Here is a 23293-nt window from a genome sequence, read left to right as displayed (position 1 = left end):
ATTTTACTTTATTAATGGTAAGATACGTTTATTCATTGTCATATGATTAAAGCAATACAAGAATGGTGAGACAAAATAATGCAAACAACAAAATGAGGAGAAGAGAGGAATGCAAAATCCTTTGCCGCTCCCCTAGTTTGCAATTTACCGGCTATGGCAATGATCCCAAAACCCTCCACGGGGTATTGTTTCCAGAAGAGTTTGGTGATCGGGTTGCCATTGATGCCATCACCAGAACCATTCGGGCTGCAAAACCCGTTCAGATGATCCGTTGGATGCGTGATGATAGCTACAGTGCTTTGATGCATGGTTTAGTCGTGATTACCCATATTCGTAAAGACCATGATTATATTAGCCGTTCTGGTCAATCGGGGCGCATTCGCTATTCCATAAGCCTGTTACCGTTTTTTGATGGGGGAAAGCCGCAAGGTCAGTATCAAATAGGGCAATATCAGGGGGGACAAGAGGAGGATAGCCCATGAAGATCCCCGCAAAGCAGATTGTGGTCGAGCTTGAGGATATGAGTTTAGACTTGATTTGTTATCAGCATGCCTTGTCTGTTTTAGGAGACCGGCGGCAAGCGGGTTTATTAAAAGGTTATTTAGAAGCCACGCTGGAGGCTAATCCAGAAATTGCGGGGTATGGGGCTTTTTTACCGCGGGGCTTAAAAGTCTTTTTGCCTGAATTTGTCTCATGCGAAAAGAACAGTGTGGTCAAACGGCTATGGGATTAATGCGCACATATCCCTTTATTGAGGTAAGGGCGGGGGATAAACTTGTTCATGAGGTTTTTTACCAGCGTCTTTTAACGGCAACCATCACGGACAATACGAGTAATGAAGCCGATAGCTTTGAAGCAGAATTTGATGATAGCGGCAATGATTTAGAAGTTCCAGCAGCGGGCAGTGCACTCCATGTCACCTTTGGTTATGAGAACAGCATTCGTGCCTTTATGGGGCGTTTTGTTGTAGAATCGGTGATCAGTTGTGGGGGCAGTGATGGAGAGATTTTACGCCTTTGTGGCAAAAGCGCTTCCATGCGTGCGGAGATCAAAGAACAGGTGAGCGAACATTTTGACCATCAAACCGTTGGCAAGATTGTTGAGACCCTTGCCAAACGTCATGGCTATCAAGCAAAGGTTAGTCCACAATTTACCAAACAAACCTTGCCTTATGTGGTGCGCACGGATCAATCGGCAATTGATTTTTTAACCCGCCTTGCTGATCGGATGCAGGCGCGTTTTTTGATCAAAGACAATAGGTTTTTATTTTTAAGCGGGGACAATCTTCCTCTCCAGACAATTCATCAACAGGATTGTTCCCATTGGGAATTTAGCCTTGAGCCGCGCACCCAATACGGCACCATTGAAGCCTCTTATTTTGATCGCGCAAAAGGGCAACAGTATTTTGTCAAACATCGCACGGGGTATCATGGTTCGGTGCGTCGTCTGCGAACCTGCTACCCCTGTGAGGCGGAAGCTTTAGCCGCTTGCGCTTCTGAGTTGGATCGGCTTTGCCGCGCGATGGGCAGTGGTTCTGTAAGCCTTGAGGGGCGCCCTGAAATCATGGCGGGTCAACCACTGCTATTGCAAGGGTTCCGTAGAGAGATCAATGGTCCATGGCATGCGGCAACCGTGACCCATCGCTATGAAAAGCAAAGCGGATACACCACAGAAATCACCTTTGAGGCACCAAATCAAGGAAAAGAGGCATGAGAAAATTAAATGTGTTAGAAGCAGAAAACCCAAGAGATACTTTTGCCTCTTCTTTTCGGCAACTGCCCCATAATATTGAAGCAGAACAAGCTTTGCTTGGGGCAATCATGATCAATAATAATGCGCTTGAGAGTGTTGCTGATTTTCTCAAAGCAGAACATTTTTTTGAAGCCCTTCATCAAAGGCTTTTTGATATCATCTCACAAATTGTTCAAAAGGGAAAAGTTGCCGATCCCATTACCATGAAGCCCTTTTTTGCAAATGATGAGAAAGTTGGAGATATCACAGTTTTTAATTATGTGGTGCGTTTAGCCAAAGAGGCTATCACAATCATCAATACTCAAGAGTATGGAAGCGTTATTTATGATCTGTTTATTCGCCGCTCTTTAATTAACCTTGGCACTCAAATTGTGAATAGATCTTTGGATGCTCCCCTAGAACTGACCACTTCGCAACAAATTGAAGCGATTGAAAGTCAGTTATTTGCATTAGCCGAAAAAGGCAAATATGGGGGTGGTTTTGAAAAGTTTAATACCGCCATTACAAAGGCACTTAACATGGCAAGTGCTGCGAAACAGCGTTCTTCAAAGCTTTCTGGTATGGCAACCCATATTAAAACCCTTGATGCGAAAATGGGTGGGTTGCAAGCATCTGATTTGATTATTCTAGCAGGGCGTCCCGGTATGGGGAAAACGTCCCTTGCAACCAATATTGCTTTTAATATTGCCAATGCTTGCAAGTGTGATAGCAACACAAAAGAAGGTGAAGGGGGGATTGTTGGTTTCTTCTCTCTTGAAATGTCAACAGAACAGCTTGCAACCCGCATGATCTCAGAACAAACGAAGGTTTCTTCTTCTGATATACGGCGAGGGAATCTTTCTGATGATCAGTTTATAAACATTGTTCATATGACGCGTTCCCTTCAAACCATTCCTCTTTATATCGATCAAACGGGGGCTGTATCTCTTGCGCAATTGGCTGCGCGTGCAAGGCGTCTTAAACGACAACATGGTCTAGATGTTTTGATCATTGATTATATCCAACTGATGACAAGCGGTTCAAAGCGTTCTTTAGAAAACCGCGTTCAAGAGATTACAGCCATCACTATGGGGCTTAAAGCACTTGCAAAAGAACTCAATATTCCCATCATTGCGCTTTCACAATTATCACGACAAGTTGAAAACCGTACAGATAAACGTCCACAATTGTCTGATTTACGGGAATCAGGTTCAATTGAGCAAGATGCCGATATTGTGTTGTTTGTTTATCGTGAAGAATATTATCTCAACAATGAAGAGCCCAAAGAAGGCACGCTTGAATATCACAAATGGAAAGAGGCAATGGAGCAAGCCAAGGGCAAAGCCGAAGTTATCATAGCCAAGCAACGTCATGGTCCAACAGGAATCGTCCCTCTTGCTTTCCAATCTGACTTTACATGCTTTAGTGATTTAACAGATCATACTCATCTCTCAGAAATATCTGCTTGAGCTCAAAATGATGATCCGATGATTGAGAAGAAAAAAACCATAGATTCTTACAAAAAATTACGAATCTTAAAACACCCTTTGAAAGGCCTTTGAAGACCCTTTGAGAACCCCTTAAAAATCATCTGAAAAAAAATAAATTAGTACAAAACCTAGTGGCAAAATATACAAAACCTGCTGGCAAGCTACAGCAAGCTACAATAATTTATAGCACGACAAAAGTGTTGTGGCGGAGGGGGTGGGATTCGAACCCACGGTACAGTCTCCTGCACGCCGGTTTTCAAGACCGGTGCCTTAAACCGCTCGGCCACCCCTCCAAATTAGATACGCTTTTTGACAAACTTCTGACAAAAGGTCAATCATTTTAATACGCTTTCTAAGGCTTTTTTATAAAAATATTTAAGTTTCAACCAAAATAATTCTTTATAAATTAATTCTGTGAGTGTGTTACCTAACATTCTCATTTTTAAAAATTATAAATTTTTCTAAAAAAATGAAAGGTGGATATGATATGTATTATTTCATTTTTTTATCTAAAAGTTTTTCAAAAAGAAATATTCTTAGTACTAACTGTTGTTTTCGTAATGAAATGATAAGACATGTTCAGTTGAAAATATTTATAAATTTTAATTTTTTGCTGTCATGCATTTTTGAGTTATTTTATCATTCATATCTCGCGAAAAGAAAATATTATTGCTTTGATAGTTTATGAGAGATAAATTGGTAAGGATGAAAGGATGATATGTGTGTCATAGATGTTCAGGGCAAATTTTCAATGAGTCTAAATGAGTATGACTCGATAAGAAAACTCTTTAAAAAGTTTCAATTTTTTTAATAAAAATATTTAGGTATTTCGTGCAGCTTAAGAGTAGCTTGAAGAGAACGGTTGATTGGCTTTCATAGAGAAAAAACTGAAAATCCAGCTAGAATTACGGTTAAATTTTTATTGATTACCAGTATTTTTTGAATACTTGCACTGTTTCGATAGAGTTTTGTGCAAGATTTGCATTGATAGTATAAAGTTTTTTCAGATATGACTGGAAAATATATACATTTACAATATTTTCTCTATAAGGCTAACAAAAAGTTGATTTGAATAGAAGAAAAATCTTATTGAGCAATACACTTAACCCGCTGTTTATCTTATAATTGGCCTATGTTTTATGTCGTGCCTTTAACTCTAGATGCTGCACTTTTAAAGAAATTTATAAAAAACTCTTTATTTATAGTGCCGTTTATAACAAACAGTTTATTAACTATAACAACCTCTCCACTGAGAGAGATAAGGGGAGAGCGCTAATTGGCTCTATTTCTAATCCCATAATTGTTATGGCCATGTAAGTTGTAAGTATAAAAAATAATTACGATTCATTTAATTCTATAAAAGTTTATCTAACAAGAACAATGAAAAATTTAACTTATTGATCATAATCATTTTTTAGTGTTACTGGGTTGCTATTGAAAACATCGATAAACTTGCTATATTCGTAGGATAAGCTAGGAACAGATTTCACTTAGGTAGGGCATTGTTAGAATGCTGGAGGCTAGCGCCTTTGAGATGAGGATTCAGAAAGTAGGAAGGTAAACATTTACGCAAAAGCAATAACTTGCGTCTGCCTAATTTGATTTCACTATAAAGATGAATTAGTGAAGGTTGGTGCGAAAATTTTTAAAGAGAAAAATCCCCTAATCTATCATCATAATGCTTTATTTTACAAAGAGTGTCAAGAAGCATTTAAATAGCTCTTTTGGTAAAAAATATAAAATTACATCTGAATATGGGTTTTAAGACTACAGGCAATGGTCAATAATTCTCGTATTCATGTATTTTCGTACCTGTATGGAAGAAAGCAGTTCAACAATTAATGTTATTTATCCATGGAGGTAATAACGACAAGCGCAAAAAAATTATAAAAATATCTGTTCCAATTATAATCAAAATATTAATTATAATGTTGATAGAATATGATTTAATATTAACTTTGCTGTATCTTTGATACGGTATTTATGAGCTCGTTATCGGAAAGAGATAAATGGTAATAAAAATTTATAATATCTATCATTTTTTTTTAAATGAAGAAATGGCATGTAAAATAAATTACAGGTTGTGTTGTATTATCAAAATTATTCAAGGATAAAAAATGAAGAAGACTTTAAAATTATTAATCGGGACAGCCCTATTTGTTATGGCTGGATGTTATCCGGAACAGCCTTCTCGAACAGCTGTAGATATGTGGGAAAAGTTTGGTGCAGATCAACTTGAGATCAAAAAAGCTCTGTTGGAATGCGGAATGCAGCATCTTGATGGTCGTCTTGATCTAGACAGAAGTATGAATGAGCGATTCAATGAAGAGGAATCTGTCAGTGTATGCATGATACAAGCGGGTTTCCAAGATAAAGGAAGGGTGAAATGGTGTGAGAAAAAGGAATATAATCTTTCCATTTGTCAGCCTGATGCTGTTATTCCTCAGCGAAGTGTAGAGAGGCGCTTGAATAGTGCTCATTGTAAAGAACACAAAGAACAACCTGAATGTCAGCCTTAAGTATTGTGGCTGCTGTAATCAAAAAATCTCACATTCTTGTACTTGTATAGGGGTGGGGTTGTTTTTTCAATATCTATATGCTAGCGAGAGTCATCTTGTATGTAAGCAAATATTAGCAGACCTATCAGTCTTGATATTGTAGGTATTGAAGGAGGGGGAAATGAAAAAAATATTGAAATTATTGAGTGCTATAATTTTATTAAGCTCTGCTGGATGTATCAACAAACCTCCCCCATCGACCTTAGCATTGTGGGAAAAGCCCGGTGTCAATAAGTCTGTTGTCCAACAAGCACTATCAAAATGTGGCTGGAAACCAGTATACGCTTCTTCTGAAAATATGGATTCACGTGCAAGTGAGTTTGCAGCAATTTATGAGTGCATGACTAAAGCAGGTTATCGTTATAAATTGCAAGATTCGAAGGGAATCTATTTTTCACCAGCGCCGCGAAGTGATTCATTTTTAGCCAATTTAATGATAGCAGGGTATCAGCAAGTTATGGATAATGATACTTTTGGTGTAACCAATTCGACAAAACAGGAGCGAGATTTGATGTTACGTCTTGAGAATGATAAAAAACGCCAGAAAATAAAAAAAGCTCTGAAAAAGTGAAATACTCATCTTTAAAGCAATAATTGAATGAAAATATTATGGAGGAAGGATAAACAGAGCTCTTTTATCCTCTAATATAACTATATTCATCAGCTGTGATGTATGTAATAGTGTTATTATCAGATGATGATATTGGGGAGTATTTATAAATCTATTCAATATAAAGAATGACGAAGAATAGCTTTATTAAAATAGTTGTTTTAATGATAATAAGCGGATTACTTTCATAGAATTAACTTTGATGAAATCTTATTTTTATGCTTTTCAATTTTAGGGTAGTGAATATTTCACTATATTTTATTTTTATTTGAATATTTAGTTATTACACAAGTAGTTTTGGTGTTAATAGCTTTTCATTTTATGACCTGTTTTCAGATAATATCTTTTATTGTATCTCATTGTATGATATTTTTATTAACATATTTTGATTGCTTAAAGCTTAAAAGTTATTCTCATTTTGTTATATTTTTGTTTTGGAAAATGAGATAAGTTGAATATTATATCTCTTTAACATTCATATTTCTTCGCATTTTTTAAAGATTAATTTTCTGGTGTTTTGTGTGATACTCTCAGTATTAGGGGGTAAATCTTAAAGAGACCGTTATCTTCAATGATATTTTTTAATTTTTGTTCTTTCTTTACATAAAGTACAAAACATATTATTAACTAGCTCAATTTATCAGAAAAAAATAAAATAACTTTGCATATTTTATTCTTAATGTATTTAATTTGTAGTTTATTGTTTTGCCAGCATTTTTTGTTGAAAAAAGAAAGTTTTGAAAAGCAATGATAATCAAAGTATTTAATAATTACTTGTATTCGTGTGTTTTTACGGCAATTATTTTTTCTTTTTTGTTAAACATAAATGTTGGGGCACAGTCTCGATCATTTGGATCTCTGTCATGTGAGGACAACAAATTACCTTATGAATGCAGTGATGGTAAAAAGCATACAATTAGTGATCAAACATATAAGTTCACGAAACCTATTAAACCAAAGAATGGGAAGGGGAATTTTCTCACTTTTCCAGCTACTATAGAAGTACAGGGACAAAATACAGTCATTCAGGCAATGCGTATAGAGGTTGAAGGTACTGCAGGCATAGAAGAGATTTATGGTGCTGTTGTATCACGAGGAGGAAAAATTATTTTTAGTGATTCAGCTTTTAAAAATCTGTCAATAGGTCTTAAAGCTGATAGCGGAATAATTGAAATTAATCGTGGAACGATTGAAAATTCTCAGGTTGCGGCTTATGCAGAGAATTTAGGAGCATCTATTACGCTAACAAATACAAAGGTTAAAGTAGAAGGCCAAGGGATTGGTCGAGAGAGTGCTCTTTTTGTTAGTGCTGATGCAAGTATTCAAATGAAGGGGGGATCTATTGATGTGAATGATTCTGCGGCGCTTTATGTGGGGAAAGGGGGGAGTGCAACTTTAGATGGTGTGAGCATTACTTCAAAACGTCAAAAAACTAAAGAGAGAGAAAATAAAGAAATTGCTCTACCAGTTTTCAATGTAAAACAGCAGGGTTCTGTGTATTTAAAAAATACGAATATTGTCTCTACGGATGTTCATGTTTTAACAATTGGACAAGTTTTAACAATTGGACAAGATTTTAATACACAATCTGGTGTGGGCAGGGAAGAAAGTTTTTTAATTTCACGGGTTAATATTGAAGATTCAACGATTAAGGCAGGAGGTAACAAACATGGTATGCATTTTGAGATGGAGGGAAAAAATAATGTGCACGAACAGGGACTCGTCTTTTTGAAAAGGACGGCTTTTGAGGTTCCAGATGGAATAGCTATTCATAGTCAGAACAGCCACAGTTATATTGCGGTAACGGAAGGCACAAAAATTTATGGTGATTTATTATTAACAGCTGAAAAAGGAGGAACTGTAGCGATTTTGGCTGATTCTTCTTCATTGATAGGAGGGACTCGTGTTGTCGGTGATTCTGTTGTTGAGCTTTATTTGACAGGAGGATCAAAATGGTTTTTGACAAGAAAAAGAGGGATAGATTCGCACATTACAAATCGTACAAGTTCATTTATTTCATTTGTAAAACTTTCTGATGGTTTTATTGCTTTTGAAACGCCAATGTTTCAGGAATATCAGACACTTTATATTGGGAAGGGAGAGAAAGAAGTTTATAGTGCGCAAGATAGGGCCGATATTTATCTCAATACCTATCTCAGGAATGATGGTTTGCTCGATAATAAAAAGACTGATCGACTTTTGATTCATGGTGATGTTTCTGGAAAAACAACGGTTTATGTGCAGTTCATTGTAGAAAATCAGGAGGAGGTAGAAACGGGGGAAAATGCTCATAGTATTTCACTTATTCAGGTTTCTGGAAAAGCAGCAGAGGATTCTTTTCAGTTAGATCGTGCTTATATTGCATTAGAGGGGTCTCCTTACCAATATTATCTTCATGCCTATGGTCCAGCTTCTTCTCTTGGGAATGCACAAACTTCTCAAAGATTGGTTGAAGGAGAGGGAGATTTTTGGGATTTCCGCCTTGAAAGTAAATATATTCAGCCTGCTTTAGGAATGTCGGTTAGTCATCATTCTGATTTAAAGGTTAGGGATGTTGTTCCACAAGTTCCGACTTATCTTTTGTTGCCAAATGCTTTTTTTCATGTGGGGATTATGGATATCAGTCATCAACAAAAGCGGTTACAAGCTGCGCGGTCTATTCTTCGTAAGTCATTAAAAACTGAAGGAGATTTTGCTTCATCTGTTTATGGTTATGGGGGGAGTTATCGTTATGTTTCAGATTTGTCTCTTCTTGAATATGGGTATGATGGTAATGTTGATTATAATGCCATAGAAACAGATATTTTACTTAAAACAATGGAAAGGGCATATAGTACAACATCTTTTGGAATTATAGGAACCTATGGAAAGCTTTCCTTACAACCTCATAACGTGGAACAAAGTCAAAAGAGTCCGTTTAATAAATTATCATTTACAGCATATGGTAGTGTGAAACACAACACTGGTTTTTATGTGGATGGTTTTTTATCTTATGGTTTGTTTAAAGGGGATGTGCTTACTCATGCTTGGGGTAAGACGGCGACATTAAAAGCAAAACCTCTGAATGTTTCGTTGTCTGCTGGTAAAATGTTTATGACAGGACATGAAGGTCTTATTCTTGATCCGCAGATTCAATTTATTTATCAACATCTTCAATTTGATAAGTTTCGTGATATTGATGGATTTGATGTTGAGATGAAAAAAGCGGATCAATGGTTGATGCGTATTGGAGGGTATTTAAGTAAAATATTTACAGCAGATGAAAAAGATCGTACCATTTCTTTTAATGGCAATATTCATTTTGCACATCGTTTTGGTGAAAAACAATTTGCTCATCTCAAAGATGATTTCCAGTTAGGTTCTTTTGGTTCTTCGGTAGAAACAGGTTTGGGTATTAAAGCGCAATTTTCTTCTAAAGTCACACTTCATAGTGATCTTAGCTATCAGCATAAGTTAACAAAGGCAGGTTTTTCTGGTGTTCGTTTTTCTGGTGGATTACGTTATCATTTTTAATGAATTTTTAAAAAAATAATATATGTGATTTTTAAAATCTTAATGTTTTAATAAATAGCAAAGTATCAGGTTGTTTTAAACTCTTTATCTGGTTGATAGGGGGCGCAAATACTTCAAAAAAATTGCTGATAAAATCTAGATCTGTTTGTATCGTTTTGGCTACAAATATATGAGATGCTTTCGTTATAAGTTTTTTTAATAGCTGTATTGTGATCCTATTATGCTGTAAAAGAACTGTTTTTTTGAGGTATGCTGATATCAAAAAACAGGCAGGATCCTGATTGCTGGTTAGGAGACTTTACTGTTAAGAGAATATGGATGGTGCGCAAAATGCACAGTTCATGTTTTTTGTAAGGCGGTTTTTTTTGCTTTGTTTTATATTCTGTAAGGAGCATTAAAAAAAACACGTGAGTAAGCTGTGTAAAGATCTCTTTTTTAGATGAGACGTGTGCAAGGTTATGGGTAAATTATCACTATTAAATTCAACATCTACATTTTTCAATTGAGATAAATTTTTTTTAAAAATTATTCTGGCGACTGTTGCTGAATATGTAAACCAGATCCTAAATATATGAAAAAGACAATGTCTTGTTTGTTCAATAGATGTGAAATATAACTCTTAAATTAGAGTGGGAGGCTATTTTTCCTTTTTTGAGGCGTGCGGCGAAGAGGTTGATTACGCTAAACAAGTCGATTGCAGGTCTTTGTTATTGTTTCAAATATAGGAAATATTGAAGAGCTTCTATTAAAATGCGGTGGAAAGTAGGTTATAGACTCCCTCAATCCTTTGTTTCTGAAATATGCATTTTAAAGAAAAGAAGTGTTGGCAGAGTTTTAGGCAATCGCGTTATGATTTCGTCTGTCTCGATGAGATTGATATCAAAATTGAGGTTGCGTAGAAATTCTTTATCGGGTTACTGATCATCATGATGTTTCCACAGGATGCTTAAGGTATCATAAAGCCATTTATGGTAATCGCGTGCTTCTTGATCTGAGTCATGAACAGAGAAAATAAAACCAGGATATCCACCAAATGCTGGTGGCGGTGGTGCAATATGATCGTTTTCAAAGAAAATTATCATTCTAGCAGTTTGAGGATGTTGTGCAACCTTATCGAGACCTGAAAAACCGCAAAAACGTCCATACCCCTGAAGAGGAATAATGTAATTTGCAGCCACTTTTTTAGCGGGGAGTATATCGGGAAGGTCTGGGGTCTGTTCAGCTAAAGCGGCCTTCATACAGAGTTTTGCAAATGAAATCTCGGTTCTTTGTTCCACAATAAAATGGGAAACACCTGACCCACCGATACGAGCACCAATCTCAATGATATAAGGTAAGTTATTGGCATCTAGGCGTAGCTCTACATGGGCTGCACCCATATTGATGCCAAGAGCTTTTACTCCAGAGCATGCAGTCTCACATAAAGCAATAATGAGAGGATTATCTCTATCACAGCGTTGACGATAAATTGTTTCTTCAAACCATGGTCCTTCCGGTTGTCCTTTGTCACCAATGGCGAGAACATGGATACCTGCTGTATCAACAAAACATTCTACGACGAATTCTTTTCCTAGCAAATACTGTTCTATTACTAAACCTATAGGTTGATTTTTATCGTTAAAACGTGCCATGTCTTTATGCTGAACATTCCATACCGCTTTGACGAGATCAGGAAGTTCGGCGGAATTTTTAGCTAACATTACGCCTGTACTTGCCCATCCCGAGATGGGTTTAATGACCAATGGATAGTTCAAGGCATGTATTTGTGATAGATCTTCTGGATTATCTATATAAAAAAATCTTGGTGTTCTAAGCCCTGCTTTAGCAAAAGCTTGACGCATGAGATATTTGTTTCGGGTTAATGCTGCTACTTCTGGTTCAATACTTGGAGTATTGACTTTTTTACTGCCAAAGTTGTCCATAGAATGGCTTCTTCGCGAAGGGTTATAACTCCAGCAATGCGTTCTTTTACGCCTGCTACAAAAGTCTCTAAAGCTGCCTCTGGGTTTTCAAAAACAGGAAGTTGCCAAGTTGAAGTAACTGCTGTGTAGGTAGCTGAATAGGAGCGCTTTCAGCGCTATCATAGACCATGACTAATTCGATATTAGCGACTTGTGCTGCTTCAAATATAAAGGGTAGTTTTGCATTGCGCTGGCAAACTAACGCGAGTTTTTTCATTTTATTTCCTTATTAAAGTTGGAATTTTTAGCACGGTGTTGTCGTTGCAATGCAGATACCTTTGAGGCATCTATAAATAAGAGTGTCATTCCTATAACAGCCATGATCATGGCAATTATTTTGATCATATTGAGAGAAGTGTTTGAGCCGATGAGCCATTCACATGCAACCACTGCAAAAGGAGATAATACGCCGATCGTGTTGGCGTATAACACGCCTCCTTCGGCGAGAACTTTTTGGTACAATACATAAACGGGTGCCGAGCAAACAGTTCCCAAAATTAATATTTTAAGTATATCTTCTAACTTAAGATAGAAGAGGGGGTAGGATAAAAAATGAATAACGGCATAAATGATGCGGCAGAAATTGTCGTAATCCAAGCCAGTGAGGTGAGCAAAGGTAAATTTTTAAGATAACGTTTAGACAATAAGCCATAAGTCGAATAAGAAAGCGCTGCTGTTAAGGCAAGAGCTATTCCTATTAGACTATAAGATTCAACCTCTATGCCATTTATATTGAATGCTATAGCCGCTACAGTGACAATGATCATACCAATAAGCTTGAACCATGAAAACATAAGACTATTCGTGAGTGTTCCCAATATATAGGTCATTCCTATAATAGTGGCTAAAACCATGGTTAAATCACTGGCTTTGAGTGATTTTAAGGCTTCAAAGCTGCAGACAAAGTACAGAGAAAATCCTAACACCGATAGAATTGAAAAAGAAGGTATCATGGAAAGCAGTGGGAGGGATCTGAAAACAGCTTTTTCACGAAAGGCTGTTATCAACCATAAAGCGGCGGTAGTTGCACATAATCTCATTCCAACTGCATGCATGACGGGTATATTGCTCACCAAATTCTTAGATAATAACCAACTTATGGAAAACAATGCTAAAATGGCAAAAGTAAATAAGAATAACCGTCCTTTTAAAAAACTCAATGATTTAATCCCCCAATAACGCGCCGTGCATAATATGATGTTGAAAAATTAAATCGTGACTTTAAGTTTTCCGGTCTTCCAAGATTATTTTGGATATAATCCTTAGCCCCTGCCAAATAAGCGTCATCATCTAATGCTTCAAGTGCTTCTATATCTTCAATCATCAACATTATTACTTGCTTAAGACGTTCTAAGTCAAATTAAAGATAGCTTCGATCTGTTTTAATCAATGCTTTGTTACGCATGAATATTTCAAAAAGCAAGATACCTGTACCAGCATCGAAAGTCATATGCTGATCAGAACCTTTTGGATAACAAAATATGCGTTCTAACAAGACAAACTCTGTTATTTCTTTCCAAAACTTTGGATGATTTTGGAGCATCATACGCACTATAATTAAATCAACTTTAGTTTCTTCTAGAAGGCCTGTGAACCAATTTAATTTTATATATAAATTCTTATCCAATGGCCGCGGTCCAATATGATGTGCATCGTCGTGATAATAACCCCACAGACAGCGAACATCGTAAATGTCTTCTTTAGATAAGTTACGGCTATGCAATTGACCGAACAGGAATTTACTATCTTGACAGAGTAAAGGTTCAGCTTCCACAATTGTCTGCTTATTGTAAATATCAACGAATTTTCTGAAAAAAACAAAGCAAACGCTTGCTTATCAATTTTCTGAGCAGTCGCTACCGATTTTGGGAATAGAAAATGCAATTGCCTTCTAAAAAACCCTTTGATGCTATTCCCATTTTTATACATTGAAAAGGTGAATAACTATTTGTATATTTTGAGGCGTCGGCAAGATAGGTCGTTTCATGACGATATTCTGTAACGAATTCCAGCAGGAATCCTGCTGGATCGAGGCCATTTGTTGCACGCATTGGATCCTAAGAAAAATAAAGGAGCATTTGGTAATAGTGCTTTGAAAGCAGCCAAAGTGTTATCAAATTTAGGAGGGACCGTTAAACCGCTGAGCAACCACTGATGAAGATCATTAGAAGTAATCGCTAAAAGTTCTGGAAATAATCCGTCAATAACTTTGCATGGTGGTTCAGCAGAGTGATCAATTCATTGATCATATTGCTATCTGCTGAAGTTGGTTTCTTAATGCTCCCATCGAGTTCTTGGCGCATACGGAATTTGTCAACCAAGTTAACAATGGAAAGAAGTGCTTCAGATTGTTTCATGATGAGCTGACTTTAGCGAGTGGAGCAAAAAAGTTATTGGCACTTGTCCAAAATTTTCAACAATATCCAGCTTATAACGGTTTGCCGCAACCGATGTTGTGATACAAGCATCTGCTTTTTCAGTTTTAACAAAGCACGGCTGCATCAGCATTACTGTTGGCAAATATTTTGTCGTATTGATGAGCTACCAAAGATTGAAGGGCTGGATGAGTTGCTACAGTTTTAATTTCATCAGAGTTATTATGCTTCGCTAAAACCATAGAGTGGGTAGACATAATAATGCTGTCAAATAATTGCATATCATCCAAACGTGTAAATATGATTGTATGCAAATCGGGGTAAGCAGCACAGCTTGGGAGATATCCATCTTTTTTCTGAGAAAATTCATTGAATGCCTCTTTAAGCGTTGCGTATAAAATAATACGGGATCCTGAGTCAGTGGGTAAAATATTTTGATTGTGATTGTTGAGTTACCAGTGTGCTGCAGCTGCACAGTTAGTATTTTCAGGGCCAAGTGTATATAAAAATATTATTTTCAGATTGTATGATCTCTATGCTTTTAATTATTTAAATAAACTACTGAAATATATTAAGTATAATGAGTTAATTATAAATTAAGTTGTATTTTTAATATATTTTAATAAAATTATACTTAAAAAATAAAGGATAAATTTGGCTATTTTGCAAAGAATAGTTCTAATATAATTTATTTAAATACAATGATACTTATCATTTTATATTAAAAATACTTCTTTTTAAGGTGATGATATTAGACAGGAAAAACTTTACACATGAAGAAATTATGAGACGAATAATTGAAGTACTTTTGCATCTGAAAGGTATGCTGATGAATAAAGTACACTTTTCCATATTTTAAATAATGTGTGTTTTTGTGTTTTAAAGTTTTGTAAAAAACATTTTTAAAAACTGGAGTGTGTGTGGAGACCACTCTTGTAGATGGATAACTTTCAAGGTAATAAACCGATTTTCATTAGTAAATTTAACGTATTCAGTTTTTTAGTAAGATAAAAAAGTTTTTTAAAAGTTATCCTCACAGCTTTTGCTAAATATATGGGCAAGACCATTGTCTTGTTTGTTTAATATTAAGGATATATTTTAAAATCAGATTGCGATGGGTAAGATTTTTTTCTTCTGCTCAGATAGAAAAATTTGTAGGATAGGAAAATAAATCAATTTAAACCTTAAATAAAATATATAGAGCTTTGAAAAAAAATACTTTTTAAATATCATAGGTGAAAACAATATGCGTGAAATTTTGAATCATTTTGATAGGTCTTTGAGTAAAAATAATTTGAATAAAAATAGTTCTGTTCAAAAGATTCAAAATCTTTCATGCCAACCACACTCAAAACGGTTTTATAGGGAAGTGAAGATTGCTTATGAGGAGGGGGACTTTACGATCTTATTAGATGAACGTCCTGTTAAAACGCCAGCAAGGCGTCGTTTTCTTGTGCCAACGAAAGTGTTTGCTGAATTCATTGCTCAGGAATTTGAGAGTCAAAAGGACATTGTTGATCCAGTAAAGATGCCTATGACGCGTCTGGTTAATACTGTTATTGATGGTATTGCTGATGATATGCAAGTTGTTTTTGAAGATTTATTGCGTTTTGTTGCCTGTGATATGATTTTTTATCGCGCACAAACACCAAAAGAGTTGGTGCAAAAACAATCTGAACAATGGGATCCTTTATTAGATTGGGCAGAAAAAAAACTAGGAGCACGGTTTTATTTAACAGAAGGCTTGATGCATGTGGAACAACCACCAGAAGCACTTCAAGCTGTGAGCAATTATTTGCGTAGCGTTGAGTCTCCTTATATGCTTGCTGCGCTTCATATGATGACAACTTTAACGGGATCTGCTCTTATTGCTCTTGCGGTTACTTCAGGAAAAATTGATGCGGATCATGCTTGGTCTATTGCCCATTTAGATGAAGATTGGATGATGGAGCAATGGGGAACGGATCAAGAAACAATGGCACGTCGTGCCCATAAAAAGGCTGAATTTAAGGCTGCGGCTATAATTGTTAGAACTTGTTTATAAGATTAAATCTTTTTTATATAATTCTTTCCGATCACAGTATTTGGGTGATTTTTTGAGGCTTGATTTTTACTTTTTCAAGGCCAGGAAATACTTTATCTATTATATTTAAGATTGCTTCGTCATTACCTCGGATAAAATACCATTGGTCATTATGAAGGAGGGCAATAATTTCAGTCTGAATAGAGCATTTTTTTCCAGAATTTGTTGTGGTTATAAGTTCTACGGGTATAACAAAATAAGGAATGCCATTATCAAGTTTACCTTCACGTTTTTGATTTTGGTCAATGTGGATATTTTTAATCTTATAATTTTCTGCCAACTGTTTGATTTGGCTTTTCATGATTTGCAGAAATTGTGGTTGACTAAGATTTTTTTGGGCGGTTAAGCTGTTGATGATTTCCGGAGGGATAGCATTTAAGATGGCATTTGCATCGGCGTTTTTAAGTGCTTTACTATAAGCAGATGTTGCTTTTTCAAGGGCTACAAGCTTTTGGTTTGTAATTGTATGTGCTTGAGTTGTTGATGTGATAAGGACAATGCGTAAAAAAATGGAAACGAGAAAACAAATTCGCGTCATTAGAAACCTTGTTAATTAATTTGAAGAGACTCGACACATTATAAAGGAAAAGTAGATAAGCAAAAAGCCTTTTACACTCTTGCATAAGAAGAATATCCACAAAAATGGAGGCTTTCGCCTCCATTAAAAAAATCAAAAGAATGTGTATGATTCTTAAACAGAATAGTACATATCAAATTCAACAGGATGAGGCGTTGTTTCATAACGCAAGACTTCTTGCATTTTTACTTGAATGAAGGAATTAATCTGATCATCATCAAAAACATCACCAGCTTTAAGAAAGCCCCGATCTTTATCGAGTGCTTCAAGTGCTTCGCGCAGACTTCCTGAAACGGTCGGGATTTCTTTGAGTTCTTTTAATGGAAGATCATAGAGATCTTTATCCATAGCATGTCCAGGGTGAATTTTGTTTTTGATGCCATCAAGACCAGCCATTAAGAGGGCTGCAAATGCTAAGTAGGGATTGGCTGTTGGGTCTGGAAAACGCACTTCTACTCGCTTTGAGTTTGGCGAATGACTCATTGGAATACGGCAAGATGCAGAACGGTTGCGTGCCGAATAGGCAAGAAGGACAGGTGCTTCATAACCAGGCACCAAACGCTTATAGGAGTTTGTGGATGGATTGGTAAAGGCATTGATTGCCTTTGCATGTTTAATAACACCACCGATAAAAAATAAACAGGTTTCAGAGAGTCCGGCATATTCATTTCCGGCAAAAATGGGTTTACCATCTTTCCAAATGGACATATGAACATGCATGCCAGAGCCGTTATCACCAAAAACAGGTTTGGGCATGAAGGTTGCTGTTTTCCCATAACTATTTGCTATTTGATGGACGACATATTTAAAAATTTGCATCTTATCTGCTTCGCGAACGAGTGTATCAAAACGAATACCCAACTCATGTTGACCTGCTGCTACTTCATGATGATGTTTTTCGACCTGTACGCCCATATCTTTGAGTGCTGAAAGCATTTCAGAACGCATATCTTGGCAAGAGTCAATCGGTGGAACAGGAAGGTAGCCCCCTTTCATTCGTGGGCGATGCCCCAGATTGCCTATTTCATATTCTGTATCATCATTGGAGGGAAGTTCACTTGAATTGAGTTTAAACCCTGTATTGTAAGGATCTGTTTTATAGCGCACATCATCAAAGATAAAAAACTCTGCTTCTGGACCTACATTAATTGTATCTCCAATGCCTAGAGATTTCATATAAACCTCAGCCCTTTTGGCGATAGAGCGAGGATCTCTACGATAAAACTCACCAGAGACAGGATCTAATACGTCACAAAATATGATCAAAGTAGATTGAGCAAAAAAAGGATCAATATGCGCTGTTTGGGGATCTGGCATTAAAACCATGTCAGATTCATTAATTGTTTTCCAACCTGCAATTGAAGAACCATCAAACATAACACCATCATTAAAGGTATCTTCGCTAATCTCTGCGATATCCATTGTAACGTGATGTAATTTTCCTCGTGGATCAGTAAAACGTAAATCAACAAAACGGATTTCATTGTCTGCAATCTGTTTAATAATATCTGATGCGGTTGTCATATTTAATTTCCTTAATATGGCGTTGATGTGGATAAAAAATGTATTTTTTCGTTATGTATTAAAGGGCATCGATACCGGTTTCATCAGTGCCTATACGAATAGCGTCATCAATGGAAAAGACAAATATCTTTCCATCTCCTACATGTTTGGTTTGCGCTGCTTTTCGTATTGCATCAACAGTTTGTTCCAGTTTTTCATCGGATACAACAATTTCAATCTTTACTTTAGGTAAAAAGTCAACAACATATTTTGTACCACGATAAAGTTCTGTATGTTCCCTTTGGCGGCCAAAACCTTTCGCTTCTGTTACTGTAATACTGTGTAGCCCAATTTCTTGAAGCGCTTCTTTCACTTTATCAAGTTTGAAAGGTTTTATAATGGCTTCAACTTTTTTCATGCTGAAATTATCTCCAACGTTATTTTGCCTTTTTAGACTGCATCACATTATATTGACAACTGTAAGATGTCCAACAGATACTTTTTGCACAAAAAGTCGAAAATGATGATATTTTATGTCCTTTATGGAGAAGATTTTTTGTAGAATAAAGTAAAATACTGTTTTTGGGGAAAAATCTACACTCCTTATAAATAATCATAATAACATAATAAAAGAGTTTTTTATATAATACCTTGACTTATAAGGATAATTAGATGCTTGTTATATTGAATGAGATATCTAATAGCGTAAGATTTTCTCCTCTTAAGGTTTTTTTATTGTCAATCAATCAAAAACAATAGCTTTGTATATCATAAATAATACGAATATGTGGATAAAAAACGATTAAGAGAGAAACAAAAATTCTTGTAATGAACGGCCTTTCAAATGCAAAGGCTTTTATTGGCAAATATAATGATAGTGCTGATTTACTTCCATTATAAATATAAAGATGTTAGTGTACAATAATGAATGTATCGGGATATCATTTGCAGGGGCTGTCGTGTAAATGGAATTGGAGAAATTGAGAAATGCTTCTTTAACAAGTGTCTGGAATTGGTAACGCAAATATATTCCCTCTGAGGCATTCTATATTATGTAAGATATAGGATCTTATTAAGGAACGCGATAAATAGAAGCATAAGCATTAATGCGCAATCTTCATTATAAGATATTGTTGTGGATATTTTTGAAGGTCGTTCAGATGAATTAAAAGGAGATGGGAAAAACGGAAACTGTTTTATACCTTTGAAACTTCGTATCCTTTTCAAATTAGGCTGTCTGGTCTTTTTAGAAATTAAACAATAGAGATATGCAATTATGCGTGTATTCCTATTAGTCAATATAAAGATTGATTTATAATGATAATCTAGCGTTATTCATATTGAACTCGCCCCCTTCGAATGTCGTAAGCTTTTCTCATTTCAAATTTGTTTATCTTGAATCAATCAGAATCACTTGCTTGCACGTCATAAGCGGGTGGGCCATGTGGGTAAAAACTGTACAATAAAAATGCTTCTTATGAACCGTCTTACGTGCCAAGATTTTGTCCACAATACTTTAGGGCTGGCAATAGATGGTCCCGACTTATTCCTCCATAAGCGTAAAGATAGGGATACTCAGTGGATTTTATATTATTCTAGGGGGGCTTTATCGTTATATTATTCATGGTTGGCACTGCGAAATGGGTTTTGGGTGCTTTGAGAGATGTTTCTTGAAAACAAGCACGCAAATGTACAATACGAAAACTAAAACAGTTTATAAAGTGCTCAATCGTTTTAGCCTTTGTTTCAAATATGCTGCTACACTGAAATGAGGTATTAATTTATAGGCAACAATAAGAGTACAAGCTTTGTTTGTATGCTGTATTTACAAGGTAACGCATTCAAGAGTAAGCCTTTTTAAGAGTTGGAATTGTAGAGAGATTGACGCTGTAAAACATCTTTTAGAAATTTTCCCGTATAGGAAGCGGGAACTTTAATAATGTCTTCAGGGCGTCCAATTGCAACGATTTCTCCACCGCGATCTCCACCTTCTGGTCCTAAATCAATAATCCAGTCGGCTGTTTTGATAACATCAAGGTTATGTTCAATGACGATGACGGTGTTGCCTTGATCGACCAGTTCATGCAGCACTTCAAGAAGTTTGGAAATATCGTGAAAATGTAAACCTGTCGTTGGTTCATCCAAAATATAAAGTGTACGTCCCGTTGTTTTGCGTGAAAGTTCTTTTGCAAGTTTTACACGTTGTGCTTCCCCACCAGAAAGCGTGGTGGCTTGCTGTCCTACTTTTATGTACCCCAGTCCCACTTTAATAAGGGTCTCCATTTTATTATGAATAGCGGGAACAGCGTGGAAAAATTCTTCTGCCTTTTCGATGGTCATATCTAAAATATCGGCGATAGATTGTCCTTTGAATTTTATTTCTAGTGTTTCTCGATTATAGCGCTTTCCTTTACAGACATCACAAGTTACATAGACATCCGGTAAAAAGTGCATTTCAATTTTGATGACTCCATCACCTTGACAGGCTTCGCAGCGTCCTCCTTTAACATTAAATGAAAAACGCCCTGCTTTATAACCACGGGCTTTTGATTCTGGAAGTTCGGCAAACCAGTCACGAATGGGGGTAAAAGCGCCTGTATAGGTTGCGGGATTAGAGCGTGGGGTGCGGCCAATGGGAGATTGGTTGATATCGATGACTTTATCCAGAAATTCTAAGCCTTCAATTTTATCATAGCTGGCAGGGCTGTGATGGCTGCCCATGATCTGATGGGATGCTGCTTTGAAAAGCGTTTCAATAAGAAATGTTGATTTTCCTCCTCCAGAAACACCGGTGACGCATGTGAAGGTTCCAAGAGGAATGTTCGTACTGATATTTTTAAGGTTATTGCCTTTAGCGCCAATGACTTTAAGGATTTTTGATTTTGATATTTTGCGTCGTTGAGGAGGCATTTTAACAGTCATTTTTCCTGAAAGATATTGACCTGTGAGAGAGGCTGGATTCTCTATAATTTCTTGCGGTGTCCCTTGCGCTATGATTTCACCACCATGAACGCCCGCAGCAGGGCCCATATCGACAACATGGTCTGCTGTGAGAATAGCATCTTCATCATGTTCAACGACAATGACTGTATTGCCAAGATCGCGCAAATGCCGTAGCATTTCCAAAAGACGTTCGTTATCACGTTGATGTAAACCGATGGATGGTTCGTCTAAAATATAAAGGACCCCTGTAAGACCAGAACCAATCTGGGAGGCTAATCGAATGCGTTGGCTTTCTCCCCCTGAAAGGGTTCCTGAATTTCGAGATAAGGTAAGATATTCCAATCCCACATGATTTAAAAAAGCTAAACGTTCGCGAATTTCTTTTAAAATACGTGTGGCGATATTACGTTGTTTTTCTGTGAGATATTGATGGATATTGGCAAACCAATCATCTGCTTTTAGAATAGAAAGATCTGATATTTGCCCAATATGCATTCCATGGATTTTTACAGCAAGTGCCTCTGGTTTTAAACGATAACCATGACAGGCTGGGCAAGGTGAAGAAGACATATAACGCTCAATTTCTTCACGGGACCAAGCAGAGTCGGTTTCTTTCCAGCGCCTCTCCATATTGGGGATGATGCCTTCAAAAGGTTGAGTCATTTTGTGGGTGCCAGAATTATTTTTGTAGATAAAAGGGATTTCATGTCTTTTTGTACCGTAGAGAATAGCTTGTTGTGCTTCATTAGAGAGTTTACACCACTGATCTGTGAGTTTAAAATCGTAAGATTTTCCTAATGCTTCCAAGGTTTGGTTATAATAAAGTGAATCTGATTTAGCCCAAGGTGCAATGGCTCCGTCTTTTAAGGTAAGATTTTTATTGGGGATAATTTTCAGTGGGTCCATTGCCTTTTTGATGCCCAATCCATCGCAGAGAGGACAGGCTCCAAAAGGATTATTAAACGAAAAAAGGCGTGGTTCAATTTCAGGGATAGAGAAACCCGATACAGGGCAGGAAAACTTTTCTGAAAAAAGAATCCGTTTGTGTGTGTCATTTTTTGACTTATGGGCAGATTCTTTTGTTGTTTTTTCTGGTGCCAAGGGTTGGTCTGCCATTTCAGCAATGGCAAGTCCATTGGCTAGCTGTAAACAAGTCTCTATACTATCAGCCAAGCGAGAGGTGATATCCTTTTGTACAACAATGCGGTCTACCACAACATCGATGTCATGTTTATATTTTTTATCAAGAGGCGGAATATCAGGGATTTCATAGAATGTTCCATCAACTTTAGCGCGTTGAAATCCTTGTTTTAGAAGTTCTGTTAGCTCTTTTTTATATTCTCCTTTTCGACCTCGCACCAAGGGTGCCATAATAAAAATTCGGGTTCCTTCTGCTAAGGCCATAATTTGATCAACCATTTGGCTTACCGTTTGACTTTCAATAGGGAGTCCTGTTGCAGGAGAATGAGGGATACCAATACGTGCGAAAAGGAGGCGCATATAGTCGTGGATTTCAGTAACGGTACCGACTGTTGAGCGGGGATTGCGGCTGGTTGTTTTTTGTTCAATAGAGATGGCGGGAGAAAGGCCGTCGATACGATCAACATCGGGTTTTTGCATAACTTCGAGAAATTGACGCGCATAAGCCGAAAGGCTTTCGACATAGCGGCGTTGTCCTTCAGCATAAATTGTATCAAAGGCTAAGGATGATTTACCAGAACCAGAAAGTCCTGTGATAACAATGAGTTTATCACGAGGGAGGTCGAGATCAATATTTTTGAGGTTATGTTCACGTGCACCGCGAATGGAGATATATTTTTGATGAGTCATATTTTATCCTTGGCATGTGTGACAAAAATTGAGCCTCTAAAACGGAATAGAACTGTTTTTTTAGAATTACAATGTGTCTAACTGCTTTAACGCAGAAAGAAGGTATAAGCTTTGTAAAA

Annotated in this window: 19 protein-coding genes, 1 tRNA gene and 2 pseudogenes; 9 read left to right on the top strand and 13 right to left on the bottom strand. The window is 36.7% G+C overall.

Annotation, left to right across the window (positions count from 1 at the left end):
- Positions 1-119: 119 nt before the first annotated feature.
- The 4 genes and pseudogenes from AC6ER9_RS08975 to AC6ER9_RS08960 form a co-directional block, all read left to right on the top strand.
- Positions 120-482: pseudogene (locus tag AC6ER9_RS08975) on the top strand (phage tail protein); the annotation flags it as partial.
- The gene (locus AC6ER9_RS08970; RefSeq protein ID WP_497074366.1) at positions 479-733 is read left to right on the top strand and encodes a tail protein X; all 255 of its coding nucleotides are present in this window, start codon (positions 479-481) and stop codon (positions 731-733) included. The pseudogene AC6ER9_RS08975 and the gene AC6ER9_RS08970, both read left to right, overlap by 4 nt.
- Positions 733-1713: a phage late control D family protein gene (locus tag AC6ER9_RS08965; protein WP_497075349.1), complete on the top strand. Its 981-nt coding sequence runs from the start codon at positions 733-735 to the stop codon at positions 1711-1713. The genes AC6ER9_RS08970 and AC6ER9_RS08965 overlap by 1 nt, the downstream gene beginning before the upstream one ends.
- Positions 1710-3200, top strand: a complete 1491-nt coding sequence (locus AC6ER9_RS08960) for a replicative DNA helicase (RefSeq protein WP_497074365.1) — start codon at positions 1710-1712, stop codon at positions 3198-3200. The genes AC6ER9_RS08965 and AC6ER9_RS08960 overlap by 4 nt, the downstream gene beginning before the upstream one ends.
- Positions 3201-3424: 224 nt before the next feature.
- Here AC6ER9_RS08960 and AC6ER9_RS08955 read toward each other — a convergent pair.
- Positions 3425-3514 (bottom strand) — tRNA-Ser (locus AC6ER9_RS08955).
- A 1824-nt stretch (positions 3515-5338) separates the two neighbouring features.
- Between AC6ER9_RS08955 and AC6ER9_RS08950 the strand changes: the two genes are divergently transcribed.
- The 3 genes from AC6ER9_RS08950 to AC6ER9_RS08940 all read left to right on the top strand — a co-directional run bounded on the left by AC6ER9_RS08950 (position 5339) and on the right by AC6ER9_RS08940 (position 9902).
- Positions 5339-5740 (top strand): hypothetical protein, encoded by a 402-nt coding sequence (locus tag AC6ER9_RS08950; RefSeq protein ID WP_497074364.1) that lies wholly within the window; start codon positions 5339-5341, stop codon positions 5738-5740.
- Between the two features lie 160 nt (positions 5741-5900).
- Positions 5901-6350, top strand: a complete 450-nt coding sequence (locus AC6ER9_RS08945) for a hypothetical protein (protein ID WP_497074363.1) — start codon at positions 5901-5903, stop codon at positions 6348-6350.
- A gap of 786 nt (positions 6351-7136) precedes the next feature.
- Complete coding sequence (locus AC6ER9_RS08940; protein WP_497074362.1) at positions 7137-9902, top strand: autotransporter outer membrane beta-barrel domain-containing protein; 2766 nt, start codon at positions 7137-7139, stop codon at positions 9900-9902.
- Positions 9903-10816: 914 nt separating this feature from the next.
- On the opposite strand, the gene AC6ER9_RS08935 is transcribed toward AC6ER9_RS08940, so the two are convergent.
- From AC6ER9_RS08935 to AC6ER9_RS08900, 8 genes are all read right to left on the bottom strand, one after another.
- Positions 10817-11824 carry an ATP-grasp domain-containing protein gene (locus AC6ER9_RS08935; protein ID WP_497074361.1) on the bottom strand — a complete coding sequence of 336 codons (1008 nt, stop codon included), beginning with the start codon at positions 11822-11824 and terminating at the stop codon, positions 10817-10819.
- A 67-nt stretch (positions 11825-11891) separates the two neighbouring features.
- Complete coding sequence (locus AC6ER9_RS08930) at positions 11892-12080, bottom strand: hypothetical protein (RefSeq protein ID WP_497074360.1); 189 nt, start codon at positions 12078-12080, stop codon at positions 11892-11894.
- Positions 12077-12295, bottom strand: a complete 219-nt coding sequence (locus tag AC6ER9_RS08925) for a hypothetical protein (RefSeq protein WP_497074359.1) — start codon at positions 12293-12295, stop codon at positions 12077-12079. The genes AC6ER9_RS08930 and AC6ER9_RS08925 overlap by 4 nt, the downstream gene beginning before the upstream one ends.
- Before the next feature lie 86 nt (positions 12296-12381).
- Entirely contained in the window at positions 12382-12936 is a 555-nt protein-coding gene (locus tag AC6ER9_RS08920; protein ID WP_497075347.1) for a DMT family transporter, read from the bottom strand.
- 83 nt (positions 12937-13019) lie between these two features.
- The gene (locus AC6ER9_RS08915; protein WP_497074358.1) at positions 13020-13193 is read right to left on the bottom strand and encodes a hypothetical protein; all 174 of its coding nucleotides are present in this window, start codon (positions 13191-13193) and stop codon (positions 13020-13022) included.
- Positions 13194-13223: 30 nt separating this feature from the next.
- Positions 13224-13637: a hypothetical protein gene (locus tag AC6ER9_RS08910; RefSeq protein ID WP_497074357.1), complete on the bottom strand. Its 414-nt coding sequence runs from the start codon at positions 13635-13637 to the stop codon at positions 13224-13226.
- 569 nt (positions 13638-14206) lie between these two features.
- The gene (locus tag AC6ER9_RS08905; protein ID WP_497074356.1) at positions 14207-14365 is read right to left on the bottom strand and encodes a hypothetical protein; all 159 of its coding nucleotides are present in this window, start codon (positions 14363-14365) and stop codon (positions 14207-14209) included.
- Complete coding sequence (locus tag AC6ER9_RS08900; protein ID WP_497074355.1) at positions 14346-14495, bottom strand: hypothetical protein; 150 nt, start codon at positions 14493-14495, stop codon at positions 14346-14348. The genes AC6ER9_RS08905 and AC6ER9_RS08900 overlap by 20 nt, the downstream gene beginning before the upstream one ends.
- A 989-nt stretch (positions 14496-15484) precedes the next feature.
- Here AC6ER9_RS08900 and AC6ER9_RS08895 point away from each other — a divergent pair.
- Complete coding sequence (locus AC6ER9_RS08895) at positions 15485-16282, top strand: ATP12 family chaperone protein (RefSeq protein ID WP_497074354.1); 798 nt, start codon at positions 15485-15487, stop codon at positions 16280-16282.
- Between the two features lie 31 nt (positions 16283-16313).
- Here the strand turns inward: AC6ER9_RS08895 and AC6ER9_RS08890 are convergent, their stop codons facing one another.
- The 3 genes from AC6ER9_RS08890 to AC6ER9_RS08880 form a co-directional block, all read right to left on the bottom strand.
- Entirely contained in the window at positions 16314-16859 is a 546-nt protein-coding gene (locus tag AC6ER9_RS08890) for a hypothetical protein (RefSeq protein ID WP_497074353.1), read from the bottom strand.
- Positions 16860-17012: 153 nt separating this feature from the next.
- Complete coding sequence (glnA, locus tag AC6ER9_RS08885; RefSeq protein WP_497074352.1) at positions 17013-18422, bottom strand: type I glutamate--ammonia ligase; 1410 nt, start codon at positions 18420-18422, stop codon at positions 17013-17015.
- Positions 18423-18480: 58 nt separating this feature from the next.
- Entirely contained in the window at positions 18481-18819 is a 339-nt protein-coding gene (locus AC6ER9_RS08880; RefSeq protein ID WP_497074351.1) for a P-II family nitrogen regulator, read from the bottom strand.
- A gap of 708 nt (positions 18820-19527) precedes the next feature.
- Between AC6ER9_RS08880 and AC6ER9_RS08875 the strand changes: the two are divergent.
- Positions 19528-19662: pseudogene (locus AC6ER9_RS08875) on the top strand (integrase); the annotation flags it as partial.
- 596 nt (positions 19663-20258) lie between these two features.
- Here AC6ER9_RS08875 and uvrA read toward each other — a convergent pair.
- Entirely contained in the window at positions 20259-23174 is a 2916-nt protein-coding gene (gene uvrA / locus AC6ER9_RS08870) for an excinuclease ABC subunit UvrA (RefSeq protein ID WP_497074350.1), read from the bottom strand.
- Between the last annotated feature and the right edge of the window lie 119 nt (positions 23175-23293).

The organism is Bartonella sp. SL317 (genome assembly GCF_059687655.1).
Note: the sequence above shows the minus strand (reverse complement) of the source record. Positions and strands in the feature narration are given on the sequence as shown.